Source organism: Thermocatellispora tengchongensis (assembly GCF_014202315.1).
Taxonomy (GTDB): domain Bacteria; phylum Actinomycetota; class Actinomycetes; order Streptosporangiales; family Streptosporangiaceae; genus Thermocatellispora; species Thermocatellispora tengchongensis.
Genome location: NZ_JACHGN010000012.1, coordinates 53,146 through 68,471, shown reverse-complemented (window position 1 = coordinate 68,471; position 15,326 = coordinate 53,146). Strand labels below are relative to the sequence as shown.

Below are 15,326 nucleotides of genomic sequence, written 5' to 3'. Positions count from 1 at the left end.
CCCGGATTCTCCCCGCACGCGGCGCGGGCGCGCGGTGCCGTTCGCGCACCGCTGACTCGCGCTGACTCGCGCCGGCTCCCGCCCGGCCGCTCAGCCGGCGAGCGTGGCCTCGGCCAGCAGGCGGGCGTACGCGGCGGGGTCGGCGCCGGCCCGGGACCACAGGGCACGCTGCCTGGCGGCGCCCGTGCCGCGCTCGTACAGGCCGGCGAGGAGCGGGGCGAGGTGGTCGGCGGCGGTGACGTGCGCGAGCAGGCGGTCCAGCAGCAGCCGCTGCGGCACGACCCGGCCGGTGCACGGGTCGATGCCGGTGCCCTCGGCCCCCTCGCGCGCGGCGTGGCTCAGGGCGGCCCGCAGCCGGGCCTCCGGGACGGACGGGCAGGGGGCGCCGCGGCGCGCGTCCTCCAGGGCGGTGGCCACCAGCGCCCGCACCAGCGCCGTGATCAGGATCGTGTCGTCCACGGTGAGACCGGCGTCGGCGATGCGGACCTCCACCGTGGGGTAGCGGGGCGACAGCCTGGCGTGGAAGTAGACGCCGCGCTCGTCCAGGGCGCCGCCGCGCTCGATGATGCGGCGCACCTCCGCGTCGTACGCGCCGGGGTCGCGCCACCGCATCGGCGGCACCGCGGAGGGCCAGCCGCACCAGCGCACGTACCGGCGGCTCGCCCAGGAGGACTCGCGCCCGTCGGCGATGGGGGAGTTGGCGCTGACCGCGAGCAGCGTGGCCAGCCAGGGCCGCAGCCGGGCCAGCACCTGCACGCCCAGCGCCCGCGAGGGCACTCCGACGTGCACGTGGCACCCGCAGGTGGCTCCCCTGGCCATCAGCGCCGGGAACATCCGGGCCAGCTCGCCGTAGCGGGGGTCGGGCGTGACGGGGTGCGCGGCCGGCGGCGGCGAGGGGGCGATCCCGCTGGCCACCAGGCGGCACCCGAGCAGGGCGGCGGCCTCGGCGGCCAGCTCGCGCCGGGCCAGCAACTGCCGGCGCGCCTCCTCCAGCGTGGAGCACACCCCGGTGACCGCCTCGACCTGGTAGAGCATCAGCTCGTGGGTGTAGCCCGGCTCGCCCTCCAGCAGCGCGAGCACATCGTGCCCGGCCGGCGCCAGGGCCCCGGTGGCCGCGTCGAGCAGCAGGAACTCCTCCTCGACCCCGAAGGTGAGCGGCGCGGAATGCGCCTGCGCGGGCGAAGGCGCCTGCGCGGGCCCGGGCACCTGCGCGGACGCGGACGCACGGGCGGGCACGGGCCTGTGCCGGGCGCGGGCGCCCGCGATCTTGCGGCGGGCCCCCGCCGCGGACATGGCGGCGCGTCGCGCGTTCACGGCACCGTGCCTCCCCGCCCCGACGCCCCGGCCGTACGCGGTTCCCCCTCCGCGGGCGGTGCGGCCCGCGCATCAGTGGCCCGCGTGCCCTCCCCGGCCTCTGGGGCCCGCGCGCCCTCCCCGGACTTCCCGGCGTCCCCGGGTGTCCCGGTCTCTTCGGCTTCCGGGGCTGATGTGGACGGGGCCTCGGGCCCGGTTCCGGTGCGCCGGAGGTCCGCGGTCCAGCCCGCCGCCATCGCGGCCAGTCCCCCGATCACCGTCACGGCGGGAGCGGCCGCGAAGGCCACCACGCCCACCGTGAGCGGGAACTCCACCACTTTCCCGCCGTGCGCGTTCCGCACGACGACCCTCCAGGCGCTCCACTCGCGGACGAGGTCCCCGGCCCGCGTGGCCAGGTCGGCGCCGCGGGAGCGTCCCTCTTCCTTCACCACGGCCATGGCTGCGGCCCTTCTCTCGCTCCCGCAACCAGCCTGCCGGTCGCCGTGCCCCGGCGCCCGGGACCAAGGTCCCGCTCCCGCCCGCCGAGTGGCCTTTTCGTGGCGCCGCACTCGTGAAGGGCCCCGTCCCGGGGAAGGCGATACCCGGCAGCATCATTTCCGCGAGCACCCACAGTGGGAGGCCGCCATGCGGCAGTTGAGCGCGCTGGACGCGCAGTTCCTCGACTTCGAGACCGTGACGAACGTGGCCAACGTCGCCGGGCTGGCGATCCTGGACCGGGTGATCGCGCGGGAGGACCTGCTGGTGCGGCTGCGCGCCCGGCTGCACCGCGTCCACCAGCTCCGCCGCAGGCTGGTACGCGTCCCGCTCGGCCTCGACCGCCCCTACTGGGCCGCCGACGCCGAGGTGGACCTGGACTACCACGTGCGGGAGCTGGGCCTGCCCGCCCCCGGTGACGACGAGGAGCTGGGCGCGCTGGTGGCCCGCCTGCACGAGCGGCGGCTGGACCGGGACCGGCCGCTGTGGGAGATGTACCTCATCCACGGCCTGGAGGGCGGCAGGTCGGCCGTCTACACCAAGCTGCACCACGCCGCGGTGGACGGCCTGACCGGCGCCGACGTGCTCGGCGCGCTGATGGACTTCGAGCCCGACCCCGGGCCGGAGCCGGAGCCCGCGCCCGCCGGGGAGGAGGAGCCGCCCGGCGCCGTCCGCATGCTCGCCCAGGGCCTGCTGCACGCGGTGGGCGGCCCGGTGCACACCCTGCGCTTCCTCGCGTACGCCGTGCCGCGCCTGGACGAGATCCCGCTGGTGTCGCAGCTCCCCGGCGCGGCGGCGCTGTCGCGGTTCACCCGGCGCCTGGCCGGGGCCCCGCCCCTGCCGGAGCTGCCGCGCTTCACCGCGCCGCGCACGCCGCTCAGCGGCCCGGTGTCGGCGCACCGCCGGTTCGCCTTCGCCGAGCTGCCGCTCGACGAGATCAAGAAGGTGAAGAACGCGATGGGCGTCACGGTCAACGACGTCGTCATGGCCCTGTCGGCCTCGGCCGTACGGCGCTGGCTGCTCGCCCGGGACGCCCTGCCGGAGGGCCCGCTGGTGGCCGGGGTGCCCTTCTCACTGCGCGTGGAGGGCGTGGAGGGGAACGGCAACCAGGTCACCATGATGATCAGCCCGCTGCCCACGCACGTCGCCGACCCGGTGGAGCGGCTGCGCGAGACCGCCGCCGCGATGGGGCGGATCAAGGACAGGTTCCGGCCCGCACCGGCCCAGTGGCTGCGCGAGTTCACCGAGAGCCTGCCCGCCGCGCTGAACGGCCTGGCCGACCGCTCGGCCTTCGCGCTGGTGGGCCAGACCGCGCCGCCGATCAACCTGATCGTCTCCAACGTGCCGGGCCCGCAGTTCCCCCTCTACATCGCCGGCGCCCGGCTGCTCGCGCACTACCCGGTCTCGGTGATCACCGACGTGAGCGGCGGGATGAACATCACGGCGTTCTCCTACGACGGCCGGCTCGACGTCGGCATCGTGGGCTGCCGGGAGATGGTGCCCGACGTGTGGACCCTGCCCGGATACCTGCGCGAGGCCCTGACCGAACTGGCCGAAGCGAGCAAGCGGGATGAGCCGGGCAAGCAGGGTAAGCGGGGTAAGCAGGGCAAGCCGGGCGGGCAGGGCAAGCCGGGCAGGCTCTCGGCCGGGGCGCGGGATTCGGTCACAGCGCGTTGATGCGGCGCCCGGTCACGCGCATCGGCGTGATCCGTACGTACAGTTCGCGGACCCCGGGGGCCCACGGCGTCACCCCGGAGCCGGTGACCGAGGGCAGCTCCTCCTCGGTGACGTGGTGGATCGGGCCCTGGATGAGCACGCTCCACCCCCCGCGCGTGACCTCGTCGAAGTGGTCCACCTGGAAGCCGACCGTGAACTCCAGGCCCTCCAGGCCGGTGCGCAGGTCCTGGTCCATCGCGCCGCCGTAGCGGGTGCGGAACACGATCGCGCCGTCGCGCACCACGTAGTTGACCGGCAGCACGACGGGGCCGGACGGGCCGCCGAAGGCCACCCGGCCGATGCCGCCGCCGGACACCAGTCGCAGGCACTCGGCCTCCTCAAGCTCCTCCAGCGCCGGCGCGTCCTTCCTGCCCGCGGTCTCGTCGTCGGTCATGTGGTTCTCCCTCACGGGTTCGGTGTCGAGATCGAAGATGTGTCCGGTCCCCCGCGCGACCCGTACCCGGTGCCCGCGCACGGTCACGTCGAGGTGCTCGGGGCCGTCGGGGTCGCGGGTGACGGTCACCCGCGAGCCCTCGGCCTCGACCTCCAGCCACGCGCCGCCCACCTGGATCGGCAGCGCGACCCTGCCCAGCCGCGCGGGCAGGGCCGGGTCCAGCCGGAGTTCGCCCGGCCGCGCCCGCAGGCCGAGGAAGCAGCGCTGCACCAGGTCCAGGGTGCCCGCCATCGCGCCGAGGTGGACGCCCTCGGCGGTCGTCCCCTCCTGCACGTCGCCGATGTCGCTGGCCAGCGCCTCCAGGAAGAACCGCCACGAGCCCGCGGGCTCGAAGCGGGCCAGCACCCAGGCGTGCACCACCGCGCTCAGCGTGGAGCCGTGCGCGGTGCGCGCCAGGTAGTACGACACCGTGCGCCGCATCAGCTCCGGATCGGGCGGGTAGCCCAGCCGCTCCAGCATCTCCGCCAGCCCTTCGGGGCCGAGCAGGTAGAACAGCATCAGCACGTCGGCCTGCTTTGACGCCCTGTAGCGGTTGGGGTCGTCGCCGGCGGCCTCCAGCGCCCGGTCCAGCCTGCGCACCCCCGGGTAGCGCTCCCAGTCCAGCTCCAGCAGCTTCTCGTAACCCGAGAACTGGCTGATCACACCGTCGTGGAAGTCCACCCGCAGCCGCCGCGAGACCTCGTCCCAGCGGGCCAGCTCCTCCGCGGTCACCTCCAGGTCCGCGCGCACCCGTCCCGGGACCGCCGCCAGCAGCTCCGGCACCCGGGCCAGCAGCCAGGCCGCCATCACGTTGGTGTAGGCGTTGTTGTCCAGGCCGGGGGAGGTGGCGCCGGGGTAGGCGTCGTGGTACTCGTCCGGGCCCATCACGCCGCGGATCTCGTACCGGCCGCTCTCCTTGTCGTAGCGGGCGAGGGAGGCGAAGAAGCGGGCGATCTCCACCACCAGCTCCGCGCCGATCTCGGCCAGGAACGCCGCGTCGCCGGTGTCGCGGTGGTACCGCCACACGTTGTGCGCGATGGCCAGCCCGACGTGCCGCTGCAGCCGGGAGCGGTCGGGCAGCCAGCGTCCCGACACCGGGTTCAGGTGCAGGGTCTGGGTCTCCTCGCGCCCGTCGCCGCCGCTCTGCCAGGGGAACATCGCCCCGGCGTACCCGGCCTCGCGGGCCGCGGCGCGGGCCTCGGGCAGGCGCCGCCAGCGGTAGCGCAGCAGCGCGCGGGAGATCTCCGGGAAGCGCAGGTTCAGCCAGGGCAGCACGAACAGCTCGTCCCAGAACACGTGCCCCCGGTACGCCTCCCCGTGCAGGCCCCGCGCCGGCACGCCCACGTCCAGGTCGGCGGTGTGCGGCGAGAGCGTCTGCAGCAGGTGGAACACGTGCAGCCGCACGATCTGCGACACCTCGGGGCCGTCCACGTCCAGGCGGGCCCGCCGCCACAGCCGCTCCCACGCCGCCGCGTGCCGCTCCAGCAGCTCGCCGAACCCCGGCGCGCGCCGCGCCAGCACCCGCGCCGAGGGCCGCGCGTGGTCCCGGGAGGTCGCCAGCGCCACGATCTTGGTGACGGCGCGCGGCACGCCGCGCGTCAGCTCCAGCACCCGGACCTCCGAGACCCGCCCGTCCTCCCGCTCCACCCGGGCCCCGGCCGCCTCGGCGTGGCGGTGCTCCGACTCCAGCCGCGCCGCCAGCGTCACCGCGATGTCGGAGGTGCGGGTACGCGCCCGCACCCAGGTGATCCCGTCCTCGTGCCCGGTCGCGTGCCCGGTCAGGTGGTCGCCGCGCAGCGCCCGGTAGCGGCGTACTCCCGAGTTGGTCACCCGGCCGTCCAGCGTGGCGCGCACCAGCAGCGGGCCGGACCAGTTCTCGGCCGTCACCGTGGTCTCCAGGGCGGCCACGTGGGGGTCGGCCATGGACACCAGGCGCCGCTGGCGCACCGAGGTCACCCGGCCCCGCTCGTCGCGGTAGCGCAGCGTCCGGTGCAGCACCCCGTGCCGCATGTCGAGTTCCTGCCGGTAGTCCAGCAGATCGGCCCGGTCGGGGGAGAACCAGGCGCACCCGGGCGTGCGGAAGGTCAGGGGGAGCCAGTCGGGCATGTTCACGATGTCCTCGTTGGAGACCTCGCGCCCGGCGACGGTGGAGGACAGGCGGTCGTAGCAGCCCGCCACGTACGTCCCGGCGCCGCGCGCCTCCCCGTCGGGCGTCGCGCCCCGCGTGGCCATGTAGCCGTTGCCGAGCGTGCACAGCGCCTCGCGCAGCCCCTCCGACGCCGGGGCGTACCCGTCATAAGCCAGCGTCCAGGCCCCCATGACCGCCTCCTTCGCCCGCCCTCACGACGCTATGTGCCCCACGGCCCGCCCGGCCAGGGACCTTCGTCCACCGGATCGGGGCCAACGGCCCGCCCGGCGCCCCCGGCACCCCCTGGAGCCTGAGCGCGGGCGGTGCGATGGTGGGAAGTGGGGGAGACGCAGGGGGTGATCCTCATGAGGGCCGCGGACTACGCGCACCGGCCGATCCTGGTCGGGTACGACGGCTCACCGTCCGCCGGGGCGGCGATGCTGTGGGCGGCGAGGGAGGCCACGGCGCGGTACGCGCCGCTGCTGGTCGTGCACGCCTGGCGCTGGCCGGCGGAGATCCGGCCGGTCGGCGGGACGGCGATGGAGGCGATGCGGCACCACGCCGAGCTGCTGCTGGCGAAGGGCGTCGCCGACATCAAGGCGGCCGTGCCCGGTGTGACCGTGCGGTCCCGGCTGGAGCCCGGCTCGCCGGCCGCCGCGCTGCTGACCCACGAGGCCGAGGCGCAGATGATCGTGGTCGGCGCGCGGGGACGGGGCGGCTTCGACCGGCTGCGGATCGGCTCCACGGCCGTGCAGACCGCGGCGTACGCCAGGCGGGTCGTGGTCGTGACCGCGGGCCGCCGCCACGACGACGGGCCGGTGGTGCTCGGCGTGGATGCCACGCCGGGGGGCGACGCGGCGCTCGCGCTGGCCTTCGAGGAGGCCGCGCTGCGCGGCCTGCCCCTGCACGCGGTGCAGTCGAGCGCGGGCGACCCGGACCGGCGCCGGGAGCTGGAGGCCCGCTTCCAGCACGATGTGGCGCCCTGGTGCGCCAAGTATCCCTACGTCGAGCTGGTCACGCACACCGGCGACACGCCGCTGGCCGAGGCGCTGCCCGCCGCCGGCGTGAACGCCTCGCTGATCGTGGTCGGGGAGGAGGGGCGCCACGGGCCCGCCGACCTGCCGCTCGGCATGGTCACCCAGGCGGTCCTGCACGCGGCCCCGTGCCCGGTCGCGGTCGTGCACGGCGCGTGATCCGGTTCCGGCCCGCGGGACCGGTGCCGGGTGTGGGCCGCCACCAGGGGGTGCGAGACTGGCTCCATGGGTGGTGGTGAGCATCGCTCGCTGATGCCGCAGATGCGGCTGGACGAGCTGCTGTCGGAGCTGCAGGTGCGCCTCAACGCCGTGCTCGCGACCCGTGACCGCGTGCACGCGCTGCTCGACGCCGTCGTGTCGGTGGGCAGCGACCTGGACCTGGAGACGGTGCTGCGCCGGATCGTGGAGACCGCGACCAGCCTGGTCGACGCGAGCTACGGCGCGCTGGGCGTGATCGGGCAGGAGCACACCCTCGTCCAGTTCATCCCGGTCGGCCTGACCGAGGAGGAGATCGCCAGGATCGAGCACTGGCCGCACGGGCTGGGCCTGCTCGGGCTGCTGATCAAGGACGCGCGCCCGCTGCGGCTGGCCCGGATCTCCGACCACCCCGAGTCGTACGGCTTCCCGCCCGGCCATCCGCCCATGGGCACCTTCCTCGGCGTGCCGATCCGGGTGCGCGACGAGGTGTTCGGCAACCTGTACCTGACCGAGAAGCGGGGCGGCGGGGAGTTCGACGAGGAGGACGAGGGCATCGTGATCGCCCTGGCCACCGCGGCCGGCGTCGCGGTGGAGAACGCCCGCCTGTACGAGGAGACCCGCCGCCGCGAGACCTGGCTCCAGGCGTCCTCCGAGATCACCACCAGCCTGCTGTCCGGGGCCGACTCCGGCGACGTGCTGCGCCTGATGGCGGCGCGGGCCCGCGAGATGACCGGCGCCGACCTGGTCATGGTGCTGCTGCCCGAGGAGGACGGCGAGCCCCGCGCGGTCACCGTGCGCATCGCCGAGGGACCGGGCGGCGAGGAACTGGTCGGCACGGCCTTCCCGGCCGAGTCGGTCATCGGCGCGGTGTTCACCAGCGCCGAGTCCGTGCTGGAGGGCGACCTTCAGGAGAGCGACCTTCCGCTGAGCGAGTACGGCTACGGCCCGTCGGTGATGGTGCCGCTGGGCGCCGCCTCCGCCGTGCGCGGGGTGCTCAGCGTCAGCAAGCGGGCGGGCCGGATGCCGTTCTCGGTGGCCGACCTGCGGATGCTGGAGGCGTTCGCGGGCCAGGCCACGGTGGCGCTGGAGCTGGCCGAGGCCCGGCGCGACGCCGAGCGCCTCGGACTGCTGGAGGACCGCGACCGCATCGCCAAGGACCTGCACGACGTGGTGATCCAGCGCCTGTTCGCGGTCGCGATGACGCTGATGAGCGCGGTGCGGCTGGTGGAGCGCCCCGAGGCCACCGGCCGCCTCCAGCACGCCATCGACGAGCTGGACGAGACGATCCGGCAGATCCGCTCCACGATCTTCGCCCTGCAGCAGCCGCCCGGCGGGGCCGGCGAGCACAGCCTCCGCGCCCAGGTGGTCGAGCTGGTCGAGGGCGCGCGGGGGCACCTGGGCTTCATGCCCGGCCTGCGCCTGGAGGGGGCGCTGGACACCCGCGTCGGGGCCGAGACCGGGGACCAGATGCTCGCCGTCGTGCGCGAGGCCCTGTCCAACGTCGTACGGCACGCGCGGGCGAGCAAGGCCGACGTGTCCGTGGAGGTGGTCGGCGACGACCTGGTGGTGACGATCTGCGACAACGGGGTCGGCATCCCCGCCGAGGGCCGCCGCAGCGGCCTGCGCAACATGGAGGAGCGGGCCCGCGCCCTGGGCGGGACGATGACGGTCGACTCCACCCCCGGCGAGGGCAGCCGGCTGTGCTGGAGCGTGCCCCTGTAGGGCTTACCCGCCCCCCGCCACCAGGAGCGGGATGATCAGCGCCAGGATCGCGGTGAGGGTCCACAGGGCCGGGGCGGAGCCGAGGGTCTGCTCCTGCCGGGCGGCCACCCGCGCCGCCTCCGCCTCGTTCCTCGTGACCCACCACGGGTTCGCGCGGGCCTCCAGCGCGTAGTAGACCATGCCGAGCGCCGCCCCGTACGCCAGGTGGCCCACCAGCGAGGGGAAGGCCGCCGCCATGCCCGCCGCGCTCCACCGGGGCTCGCCGCCGAGCAGCACCGGCAGCAGGGTGAGGCCGCCCAGCACCCACCACACGAACCCGTACGACACGCCCCAGCCGAGCCCGGACGCCAGGTCGAAGCCGCGGCGGCGGAACAGCACGGCGTACGAGACGCCGACGATCTGCGCGATCACCAGGTGGACCAGCAGCCCCACCGCGGCCGACTGCCCGCCGACCAGGCGGGCCACCGTCGGCAGCGCGCCCGCGGCGACCATGACGCCGGTGAACACCAGGCCGCCCGCGAGCCCGGCGAGGATGCCGTGGCCCGTCGCGCGCAGCCCGCGCGCGCCCGGCGCCTCCGTACGCGCCAGCCGCACATCGTCGGTGAACAGGCCCGCGGCCAGCGCGCCGAGCAGGGTGAACAGCGCCGAGGTCAGGGCGCCGAGCAGGATGTAGCCGGGCAGCCGCCCCGCCGCCGCGGCGGCGGCCGTGTGCGACCAGTCGAGCACCCCGTCGCGCAGCAGCGGCGGCAGGGTCAGCTCGGCGGCGATCCAGCACAGGAACCCGTACGCCGCGCCGCGCACGATCGCCGGCCCAGCGCCCTCGCGCTCCGCGGAGAACAGCAGCGGGTACCCCAGCCCCAGTGGCAGGCCCGCGAGCGGCAGCGGCCCCGGCGACGCCCCCGCCATCACCCCGAGCCCGCCGACCACGCTCCCGGCCAGCAGGCCCGCCGCCGCGCCGCGCAGGAGCACCGTCGGCCGCAACCCGCTGCGCACCCGATCCCGGGACCCGCTGAGCAGCACCAGGACCAGCGCCACCGCGGTGCCGTAGCACAGGTGCCCGATCAGGCTCGGCACCAGCGCTCGCGCCCCGGCCAGGTCCCAGGCGACCGGCAGGCCGCGCAGCAGCGGCAGCAGGGTCTGGGGCCCGAGGAACCACCAGAACGCGCCGTAGGCCAGCCCCCAGAACAGCAGCTCGCCGGCCCGCGCCCGCTGCCGCGAGACCAGCGCGGCGAACCCGATCCCCAGCACCACGGCGATCACCAGGTGCACCGCGAACCCGGTGTAGGGGGAGTCGGCGCGCACGATGGAGGCGACGGTCGGCAGCGTGCCCAGCATGGCCATCGCCGCCCCGAACACCAGGCCGCCCGCCACGCCCGCCACGGCCCCCGGCAGCACGGCCGCCCGCAGCCCGCCCGCCCGGGGGACCGCGCTCACGAGCCCTCCTCCGGGCGCGGGAACCGGGCCGCCGCCGGGAACCGGTGCGCGGGCGGCGCGGTCACCGCGATGTCGCGGGGGAACGCCAGGTCGAGCGCCCAGTCGAACAGCACCCGGGCGCGCTTCTCGATCCCCGGCAGTTTGGCCAGGTAGATCCCGCGCCACAGCATCCAGGCGGCCAGGCCGCTGAAGCGCCGTCCCCGGATCTCGCCGGCGGCCGTACGGTGGCCGAGGGCGACGAACACGCCGAGCGTGCGGAACGCGAACGGGCGCGGGGCCCGGCCGCTCACCACCGCGGCGATGTTGTCGGCCACCTGCCTGCCCTCGCGCTGCGCGTGCTGGGCCGTCGGCGGGTACGTCCCGCCGTCCGGCGCCGGGATCCGCGCGCAGTCGCCGACCGCCCACACGCCCTCCAGGCCCGGCACCCGCATCGTCGCGTCCACGACCAGCGCCCCGCCCCGGCCCCGCTCGGCGGGGAGCGTCGCGGCGAGCGGGTTGGCCCGCTGCCCGGCCGTCCACACGAAGGTCCTGGTCGAGATCAGCTCGCCGCTGGTCAGCCTGACGTCCGCCGGCCCCGCGCCCGCCGCCCGCACGCCGAGGCGGACCTCGATGCCGCGCGCCCGCAGCCGCTCCAGCGCGTACGCTCCCAGCTCCGGCGGCAGCTCGGGCAGGATCATCGCGCCGGAGTGCACCAGGACGAACCGGGGGTCGCCCTCGCCGATGCCGGGATAGTAGGGCAGCACGCTGTGCACCAGGTCGAACAGCTCCGCGACGGCCTCGGTGCCCGCGAACCCGCCGCCCGCCACCACGAAGGTGAGCAACTGCCGCCGCTTGCGGTCATCGGGCTCCAGATCGGCCCGCTCCAGCAGGGCGAGCACGTGGTCGCGCAGCACCCGGGCGTCGCCGAGGTCCTTCAGGGTGAAGGCGTGCTCGTCCACTCCGGGCAGCCCGGCCGCGTGCGCCACGCTGCCGACGGCCAGCACCAGGTGGTCGTACGGCAGCGCCTCGGGCCGCCCCGACCCCGCGTCCAGCGTCACCGTACGGCGTACGGGGTCGATCTGCTCCACCGTGCCGTGCCGGAACCGCGTGTGCGAGGCCGCCGCCCGCACCGGCGCGCTGATGTGCCGCGCCTGCAACGCCCCCGAGGCGACCTCGGCCAGCATCGGCGTGAACAGCAGGTAGTTGGACGCGCTCACCAGCGTCACGTCCAGCCGGTGCCCGCGTAGCGCCAGCCGCTCGAACCGCCGCGCCGCCGCCACCCCCGCGAACCCCCCGCCCACGACGACCACCCGCGCCGCCGGCCCCGGCTCCGGAGCGGGCGGCGCGAGCCGCCGCACCAGCAGGGCCGCCCCCTGGTACAGCGCTCCGGTCAGCCCCCCGGACAGCAGACAGCCCACCAGTTCCCGGTACGCCCGCCCCGCCGCCTCCGCCGACCACTCCGGCGCCTCCCCGCGCAGCAACGGCTCCCCGGTGAGGAACCACACCATCCACCCCAGCAGCCCGGCCGTCATGCCCCCCGGCACCGCCACGGCCGCCCCCGGCGCCCGATGCCCGTGCAACGGCCCCATGGCCGCCCCCACCACCACCCCCAGCACCCCGAACGCCACCCACGCCGGCGCCCCCGCCCGCCCCGCGACCATCCCCTGATGCTCCATCAGGGCCCCGACCAGCACCCCCGCCACCAGCCCGCCCCCGGCCCCCGCCCCCACGGAAGCCCACCGCGCCACCGGCCCCGCCACGCCATCCCCCGGCGCCATACGACACCACCATCCCGCCGACCCGCCCAGCCGAGCCCGACCCTACCGGGCATCACCACCCCAAGGACCGGCAAAGCCTTGCGATCCGCTTACAACCCGCCCCCCGCCCGATGCCGGGAGGGTCCGGACAACGGCTCTGAAGGCACGGGTTGGCCCACACGGCCAGGGAGTCGTCGCCGGTGGTGCGGAAGATGGAGTCGAACACGCGCGAGTTGCGCGTGCCGTCGCTGAAGTCGATGCCGTCGGCACACGTGTTGCGGATGCGCATGCCGCTGAACCGCAGCCCGTCGGCGGGGCCCACAGCTCGGGGATGTCGTCGTAGTCGCGGCCGACCCGGACGCCCACGTTGGCGTGCTCGTACGCATTCGGTGGCAACCGAGTGCGCACATCAGATCAGCGCCGCAGAGCTGGGCGGTTTCTCCCAGATGTCGGCGAATCCGCCTGGTCGTCCCCGTGGCCTGCGCGCCGGCTTCCGTGCCCGCCGTGTCCGTCCGTGTCTGGATGTGCGCCCGTTTCCGCCGGTGCCGGCCTGCCGTGCCGTGTCCGCCCGTGCCGCGTGCCGCCGTGTCAGCCCGGGTCCTCCCGAGGCGCAATTCACCGTCGTCCGGGTTCGGCACATCGATGCCCTCCGACGGCCGTGCCAGGGAAGGGGATGGCGGAACCTGCGGCAACGCGACGCCTCCCACCGCCCCCTCACGAACGGGGACACGCCCGGGGCGTGCGCCGACGTAGACACGAGCACATGGCCGAACCGGACCGGAGGCCCGCCGCTCACCCGGGCCGGCCGGCGGGCCCCCGCTCATGGGCCGGGCGGCGAGCGGCTGGAAGTCGGGCGGCGGACGGTGCCGGCCTTTCCGGCGGATCCACCGTCGGGTGGAGCCGGCCTTCCGGCAGACGCACCGTCCGGATGCGGGCCCGGTGGCAGGGCCTGGGCGTGGCGCCGGGGTCCCCCGGGCGTTCAGGTGCGGTGTGGCCTGGGGCGTGCGGTGTGGGATGGGAGAGGGAGGGCCGTGGTGGTCCTCCCTCTCGTTCTCGTGCGCCTCAGCGGGTCCGGGACATCGGCTCCTGGAACTGGGCGACGTCGTTGGCGCCGTCCTGGATCAGCTTGGCCGCCAGATCGGACAGGGCCCGGCCGGCGGCGAGTTCGTCGCCGATCTCCGGTACCGGGCGGTCGATCGGGTTGCGCCGGGCGTGGCCGACGCTCTCGTGCCGTTTGGCGCCCCCGGTGAACAGCACCGCGCGGGCGGTGGTGACGTCGTCGTTGTCGTCCTCGGTGAGGAAGACCTCCACCTTCCACTCTTTGGCCTGCATCGCTTACACCTCCCCCTTCCCTCCGATCCTGCCGCCGCGGCGCGGCCACGTACAGGGACTTTGGGCCCAGGCGGGATGAATAGTCCTGCTGGTAGCGTGCGGGGATGGTCAAGCGAGTGCCGTACACCGGCGGTGAGAAGGAGAGCCTGCACGCCAGCCTGGAGCGGCACCGCTCGGTGGTGCTGTGGAAGCTCGACGGGCTGGACGACGAGCAACTGCGGCGTCCCATGACGCCCTCCGGCACCACTCTGCTCGGCCTGGTCAAGCACCTCGCGAGCGTCGAGTACGGCTGGTTCTGCCAGGTCTTCGGGCGCGAGACCGAGCCGTTGCCGTTCGTGGACGACGATCCGGAGGCCGACCTGCGGGTCGAGCCCGGCGAGACCACCGCCGGCATCCTCGCCTTCTACGCCAGGGCGCGCGCCGCGGCCGATCGGTCCATCGCCGAGACGGGGCTGGAGGAGGCCGGCGTGGTGCCCTGGTCGGGCGCGACCGTGTCGATGCGCTGGACCCTCATCCACATGATCGAGGAGACCGCGCGCCACGCCGGGCACATGGACATCGTCCGCGAGCTCATCGACGGCGCCACCGGCGACCACCCCGGCGATTGACGCGCGCGCGCCCGGCGGCGCCGGATGCCGCCGGGCGCGATCGGGGCCGGTCGGCCACGCCCAGGCATCCCCGGGTGGTTCGGTAGTCGGATCAGTTCTCGCGCGTCCAGACGGGCGTGATCCGCACCTCGCGGATTCGCCAGCCCGCCGGCGTCCGTGCGACGGTGGCGGTCAGTCGCAGCCCGCCGGTGAAGTAGGGCGCCTGGCCGTCGCGGTAGTAGTACACGAGCGAGTTCGCCGAGGCCGCCGCCTGGTCACCCTCGACGCTCACCAGCAGGTCGGTGGTCGTGTGCTGGGCGTACTGCCCCTCGACATCACCCTGTCGCATGAAACCGACGACCTTGTCGATGCCGCGGAGCTCGCCCCCACGCGGCGAGTGCACCGCCACATCATCGGTGAAGACGGTGTCCACATCCTCCCACCGCTTCTCGTCGAGCAGGAGCGCATAGCGGCTGAACAGGTCGGCGATCTCGATGCGGTCGGCGATCAAAGCATCCGTGGACATGACGCAACCTTTCGTTGGCGACTCCAATGTTGGTGCCACCCACTATATACGGATTCATTGGCTGCGCCAACGATTTATGATGGCAGTCGCCGCAGTCACGCCGGCGTGGGGGACCAGGGACACTCGCGCAGCTCCTCGCCGGCGAGGCGGTAACAGGTGATGCCCGCGGGGGAGATCAGGGCGGCGATCTGCCAGGGGTGGCCGAACAGGTCGCGGTGCAGGGCGGTGTCGGCGGGGGAGGGGTGCGGGGGAGCGTCGCCGGGGTGGGTGTGGAACCAGCCGACGAGCCGGTGGCCGTTCATGGCGTCGCGCAGGCCGAGGAGCGATGTGGTGGCGAAGGTCCAGCTTGTCCGGGTGGCCGGGCCGCCGGCGTCCTCGACCGCCCGCAGGACCTCGACGACGTACCGCCCCTCGCGGGCGTGCACGCGTCCCAGCAGGAAGCCGCCCCGCTCCACGCCGGCCTGCTCGTACCGCTCCAGGCGCACGCCGGCGCCGATCACGACCGCCGTCTCGCGCGGCGCGCGATCAGCGCGCCGGTCCGGCCCGGCCGCCTCACCGTAAGCCCCGCGTGGCCGATGCGGCGGCCGTGGAGACCGGTTCGAGCGTGGGCGAAGGCTCCACTCAAGCGCTTGTCGCGGCGGGTGCCCGGCCACAGGCGAAGCTCTGCGGAGACCCGGCCCGTCAGCGGGGTG

Annotated in this window: 12 protein-coding genes; 4 read left to right on the top strand and 8 right to left on the bottom strand. The window is 75.2% G+C overall.

Annotation, left to right across the window (positions count from 1 at the left end; genetic code table 11):
- Window positions 1-90: 90 nt before the first annotated feature.
- Window positions 91-1,314 carry a carboxylate-amine ligase gene (locus HNP84_RS26840; protein WP_221336792.1) on the bottom strand — a complete coding sequence of 408 codons (1,224 nt, stop codon included), beginning with the start codon at window positions 1,312-1,314 and terminating at the stop codon, window positions 91-93.
- The gene (locus HNP84_RS26835) at window positions 1,311-1,751 is read right to left on the bottom strand and encodes a DUF4342 domain-containing protein (protein WP_185052696.1); all 441 of its coding nucleotides are present in this window, start codon (window positions 1,749-1,751) and stop codon (window positions 1,311-1,313) included. Before HNP84_RS26835 ends, HNP84_RS26840 begins: the two co-directional genes overlap by 4 nt.
- A gap of 187 nt (window positions 1,752-1,938) precedes the next feature.
- Here HNP84_RS26835 and HNP84_RS26830 point away from each other — a divergent pair, with 187 nt between their 5' ends.
- Window positions 1,939-3,465 carry a WS/DGAT/MGAT family O-acyltransferase gene (locus tag HNP84_RS26830; protein WP_185052695.1) on the top strand — a complete coding sequence of 509 codons (1,527 nt, stop codon included), beginning with the start codon at window positions 1,939-1,941 and terminating at the stop codon, window positions 3,463-3,465.
- Here HNP84_RS26830 and HNP84_RS26825 read toward each other — a convergent pair.
- Window positions 3,452-6,256 (bottom strand): pyridoxamine 5'-phosphate oxidase family protein, encoded by a 2,805-nt coding sequence (locus HNP84_RS26825; RefSeq protein ID WP_185052694.1) that lies wholly within the window; start codon window positions 6,254-6,256, stop codon window positions 3,452-3,454. The genes HNP84_RS26830 and HNP84_RS26825 overlap by 14 nt on opposite strands.
- A 174-nt stretch (window positions 6,257-6,430) precedes the next feature.
- On the opposite strand from HNP84_RS26825, the gene HNP84_RS26820 reads away from it, so the two are divergent.
- Together HNP84_RS26820 and HNP84_RS26815 are read left to right on the top strand one after the other, a co-directional pair.
- Entirely contained in the window at window positions 6,431-7,258 is an 828-nt protein-coding gene (locus tag HNP84_RS26820; protein WP_185052693.1) for a universal stress protein, read from the top strand.
- Window positions 7,259-7,324: 66 nt separating this feature from the next.
- The gene (locus tag HNP84_RS26815) at window positions 7,325-9,019 is read left to right on the top strand and encodes a sensor histidine kinase (protein ID WP_185052692.1); all 1,695 of its coding nucleotides are present in this window, start codon (window positions 7,325-7,327) and stop codon (window positions 9,017-9,019) included.
- A 3-nt stretch (window positions 9,020-9,022) separates the two neighbouring features.
- On the opposite strand, the gene HNP84_RS26810 is transcribed toward HNP84_RS26815, so the two are convergent.
- The 3 genes from HNP84_RS26810 to HNP84_RS26800 form a co-directional block, all read right to left on the bottom strand.
- Complete coding sequence (locus HNP84_RS26810; RefSeq protein ID WP_185052691.1) at window positions 9,023-10,453, bottom strand: hypothetical protein; 1,431 nt, start codon at window positions 10,451-10,453, stop codon at window positions 9,023-9,025.
- On the bottom strand, window positions 10,450-12,210 hold the full coding sequence (locus HNP84_RS26805; protein ID WP_185052690.1) for an NAD(P)/FAD-dependent oxidoreductase: 1,761 nt from the start codon (window positions 12,208-12,210) through the stop codon (window positions 10,450-10,452). Before HNP84_RS26805 ends, HNP84_RS26810 begins: the two co-directional genes overlap by 4 nt.
- Before the next feature lie 1,041 nt (window positions 12,211-13,251).
- The gene (locus tag HNP84_RS26800; protein WP_185052689.1) at window positions 13,252-13,521 is read right to left on the bottom strand and encodes a DUF1876 domain-containing protein; all 270 of its coding nucleotides are present in this window, start codon (window positions 13,519-13,521) and stop codon (window positions 13,252-13,254) included.
- Between the two features lie 104 nt (window positions 13,522-13,625).
- Here HNP84_RS26800 and HNP84_RS26795 point away from each other — a divergent pair, with 104 nt between their 5' ends.
- Window positions 13,626-14,129, top strand: a complete 504-nt coding sequence (locus tag HNP84_RS26795) for a DinB family protein (RefSeq protein ID WP_185052688.1) — start codon at window positions 13,626-13,628, stop codon at window positions 14,127-14,129.
- Window positions 14,130-14,220: 91 nt separating this feature from the next.
- Here the strand turns inward: HNP84_RS26795 and HNP84_RS26790 are convergent, their stop codons facing one another.
- Both HNP84_RS26790 and HNP84_RS26785 read right to left on the bottom strand, forming a co-directional pair.
- The gene (locus tag HNP84_RS26790; RefSeq protein ID WP_185052687.1) at window positions 14,221-14,634 is read right to left on the bottom strand and encodes a nuclear transport factor 2 family protein; all 414 of its coding nucleotides are present in this window, start codon (window positions 14,632-14,634) and stop codon (window positions 14,221-14,223) included.
- Window positions 14,635-14,729: 95 nt separating this feature from the next.
- On the bottom strand, window positions 14,730-15,134 hold the full coding sequence (locus HNP84_RS26785; protein ID WP_185052686.1) for a M67 family metallopeptidase: 405 nt from the start codon (window positions 15,132-15,134) through the stop codon (window positions 14,730-14,732).
- Window positions 15,135-15,326 lie beyond the last annotated feature (192 nt).

Coding starts and splice junctions, on each gene's coding strand:
- HNP84_RS26820 (WP_185052693.1), top strand. CDS start 6,431: ATGAGGGCCGCGGACTACGCGCACCGGCCGATCCTGGTCGGGTACGAC.
- HNP84_RS26800 (WP_185052689.1), bottom strand. CDS start 13,521: ATGCAGGCCAAAGAGTGGAAGGTGGAGGTCTTCCTCACCGAGGACGAC.
- HNP84_RS26830 (WP_185052695.1), top strand. CDS start 1,939: ATGCGGCAGTTGAGCGCGCTGGACGCGCAGTTCCTCGACTTCGAGACC.
- HNP84_RS26795 (WP_185052688.1), top strand. CDS start 13,626: ATGGTCAAGCGAGTGCCGTACACCGGCGGTGAGAAGGAGAGCCTGCAC.
- HNP84_RS26805 (WP_185052690.1), bottom strand. CDS start 12,210: ATGGCGCCGGGGGATGGCGTGGCGGGGCCGGTGGCGCGGTGGGCTTCC.
- HNP84_RS26790 (WP_185052687.1), bottom strand. CDS start 14,634: ATGTCCACGGATGCTTTGATCGCCGACCGCATCGAGATCGCCGACCTG.
- HNP84_RS26825 (WP_185052694.1), bottom strand. CDS start 6,256: ATGGGGGCCTGGACGCTGGCTTATGACGGGTACGCCCCGGCGTCGGAG.
- HNP84_RS26815 (WP_185052692.1), top strand. CDS start 7,325: ATGGGTGGTGGTGAGCATCGCTCGCTGATGCCGCAGATGCGGCTGGAC.
- HNP84_RS26835 (WP_185052696.1), bottom strand. CDS start 1,751: ATGGCCGTGGTGAAGGAAGAGGGACGCTCCCGCGGCGCCGACCTGGCC.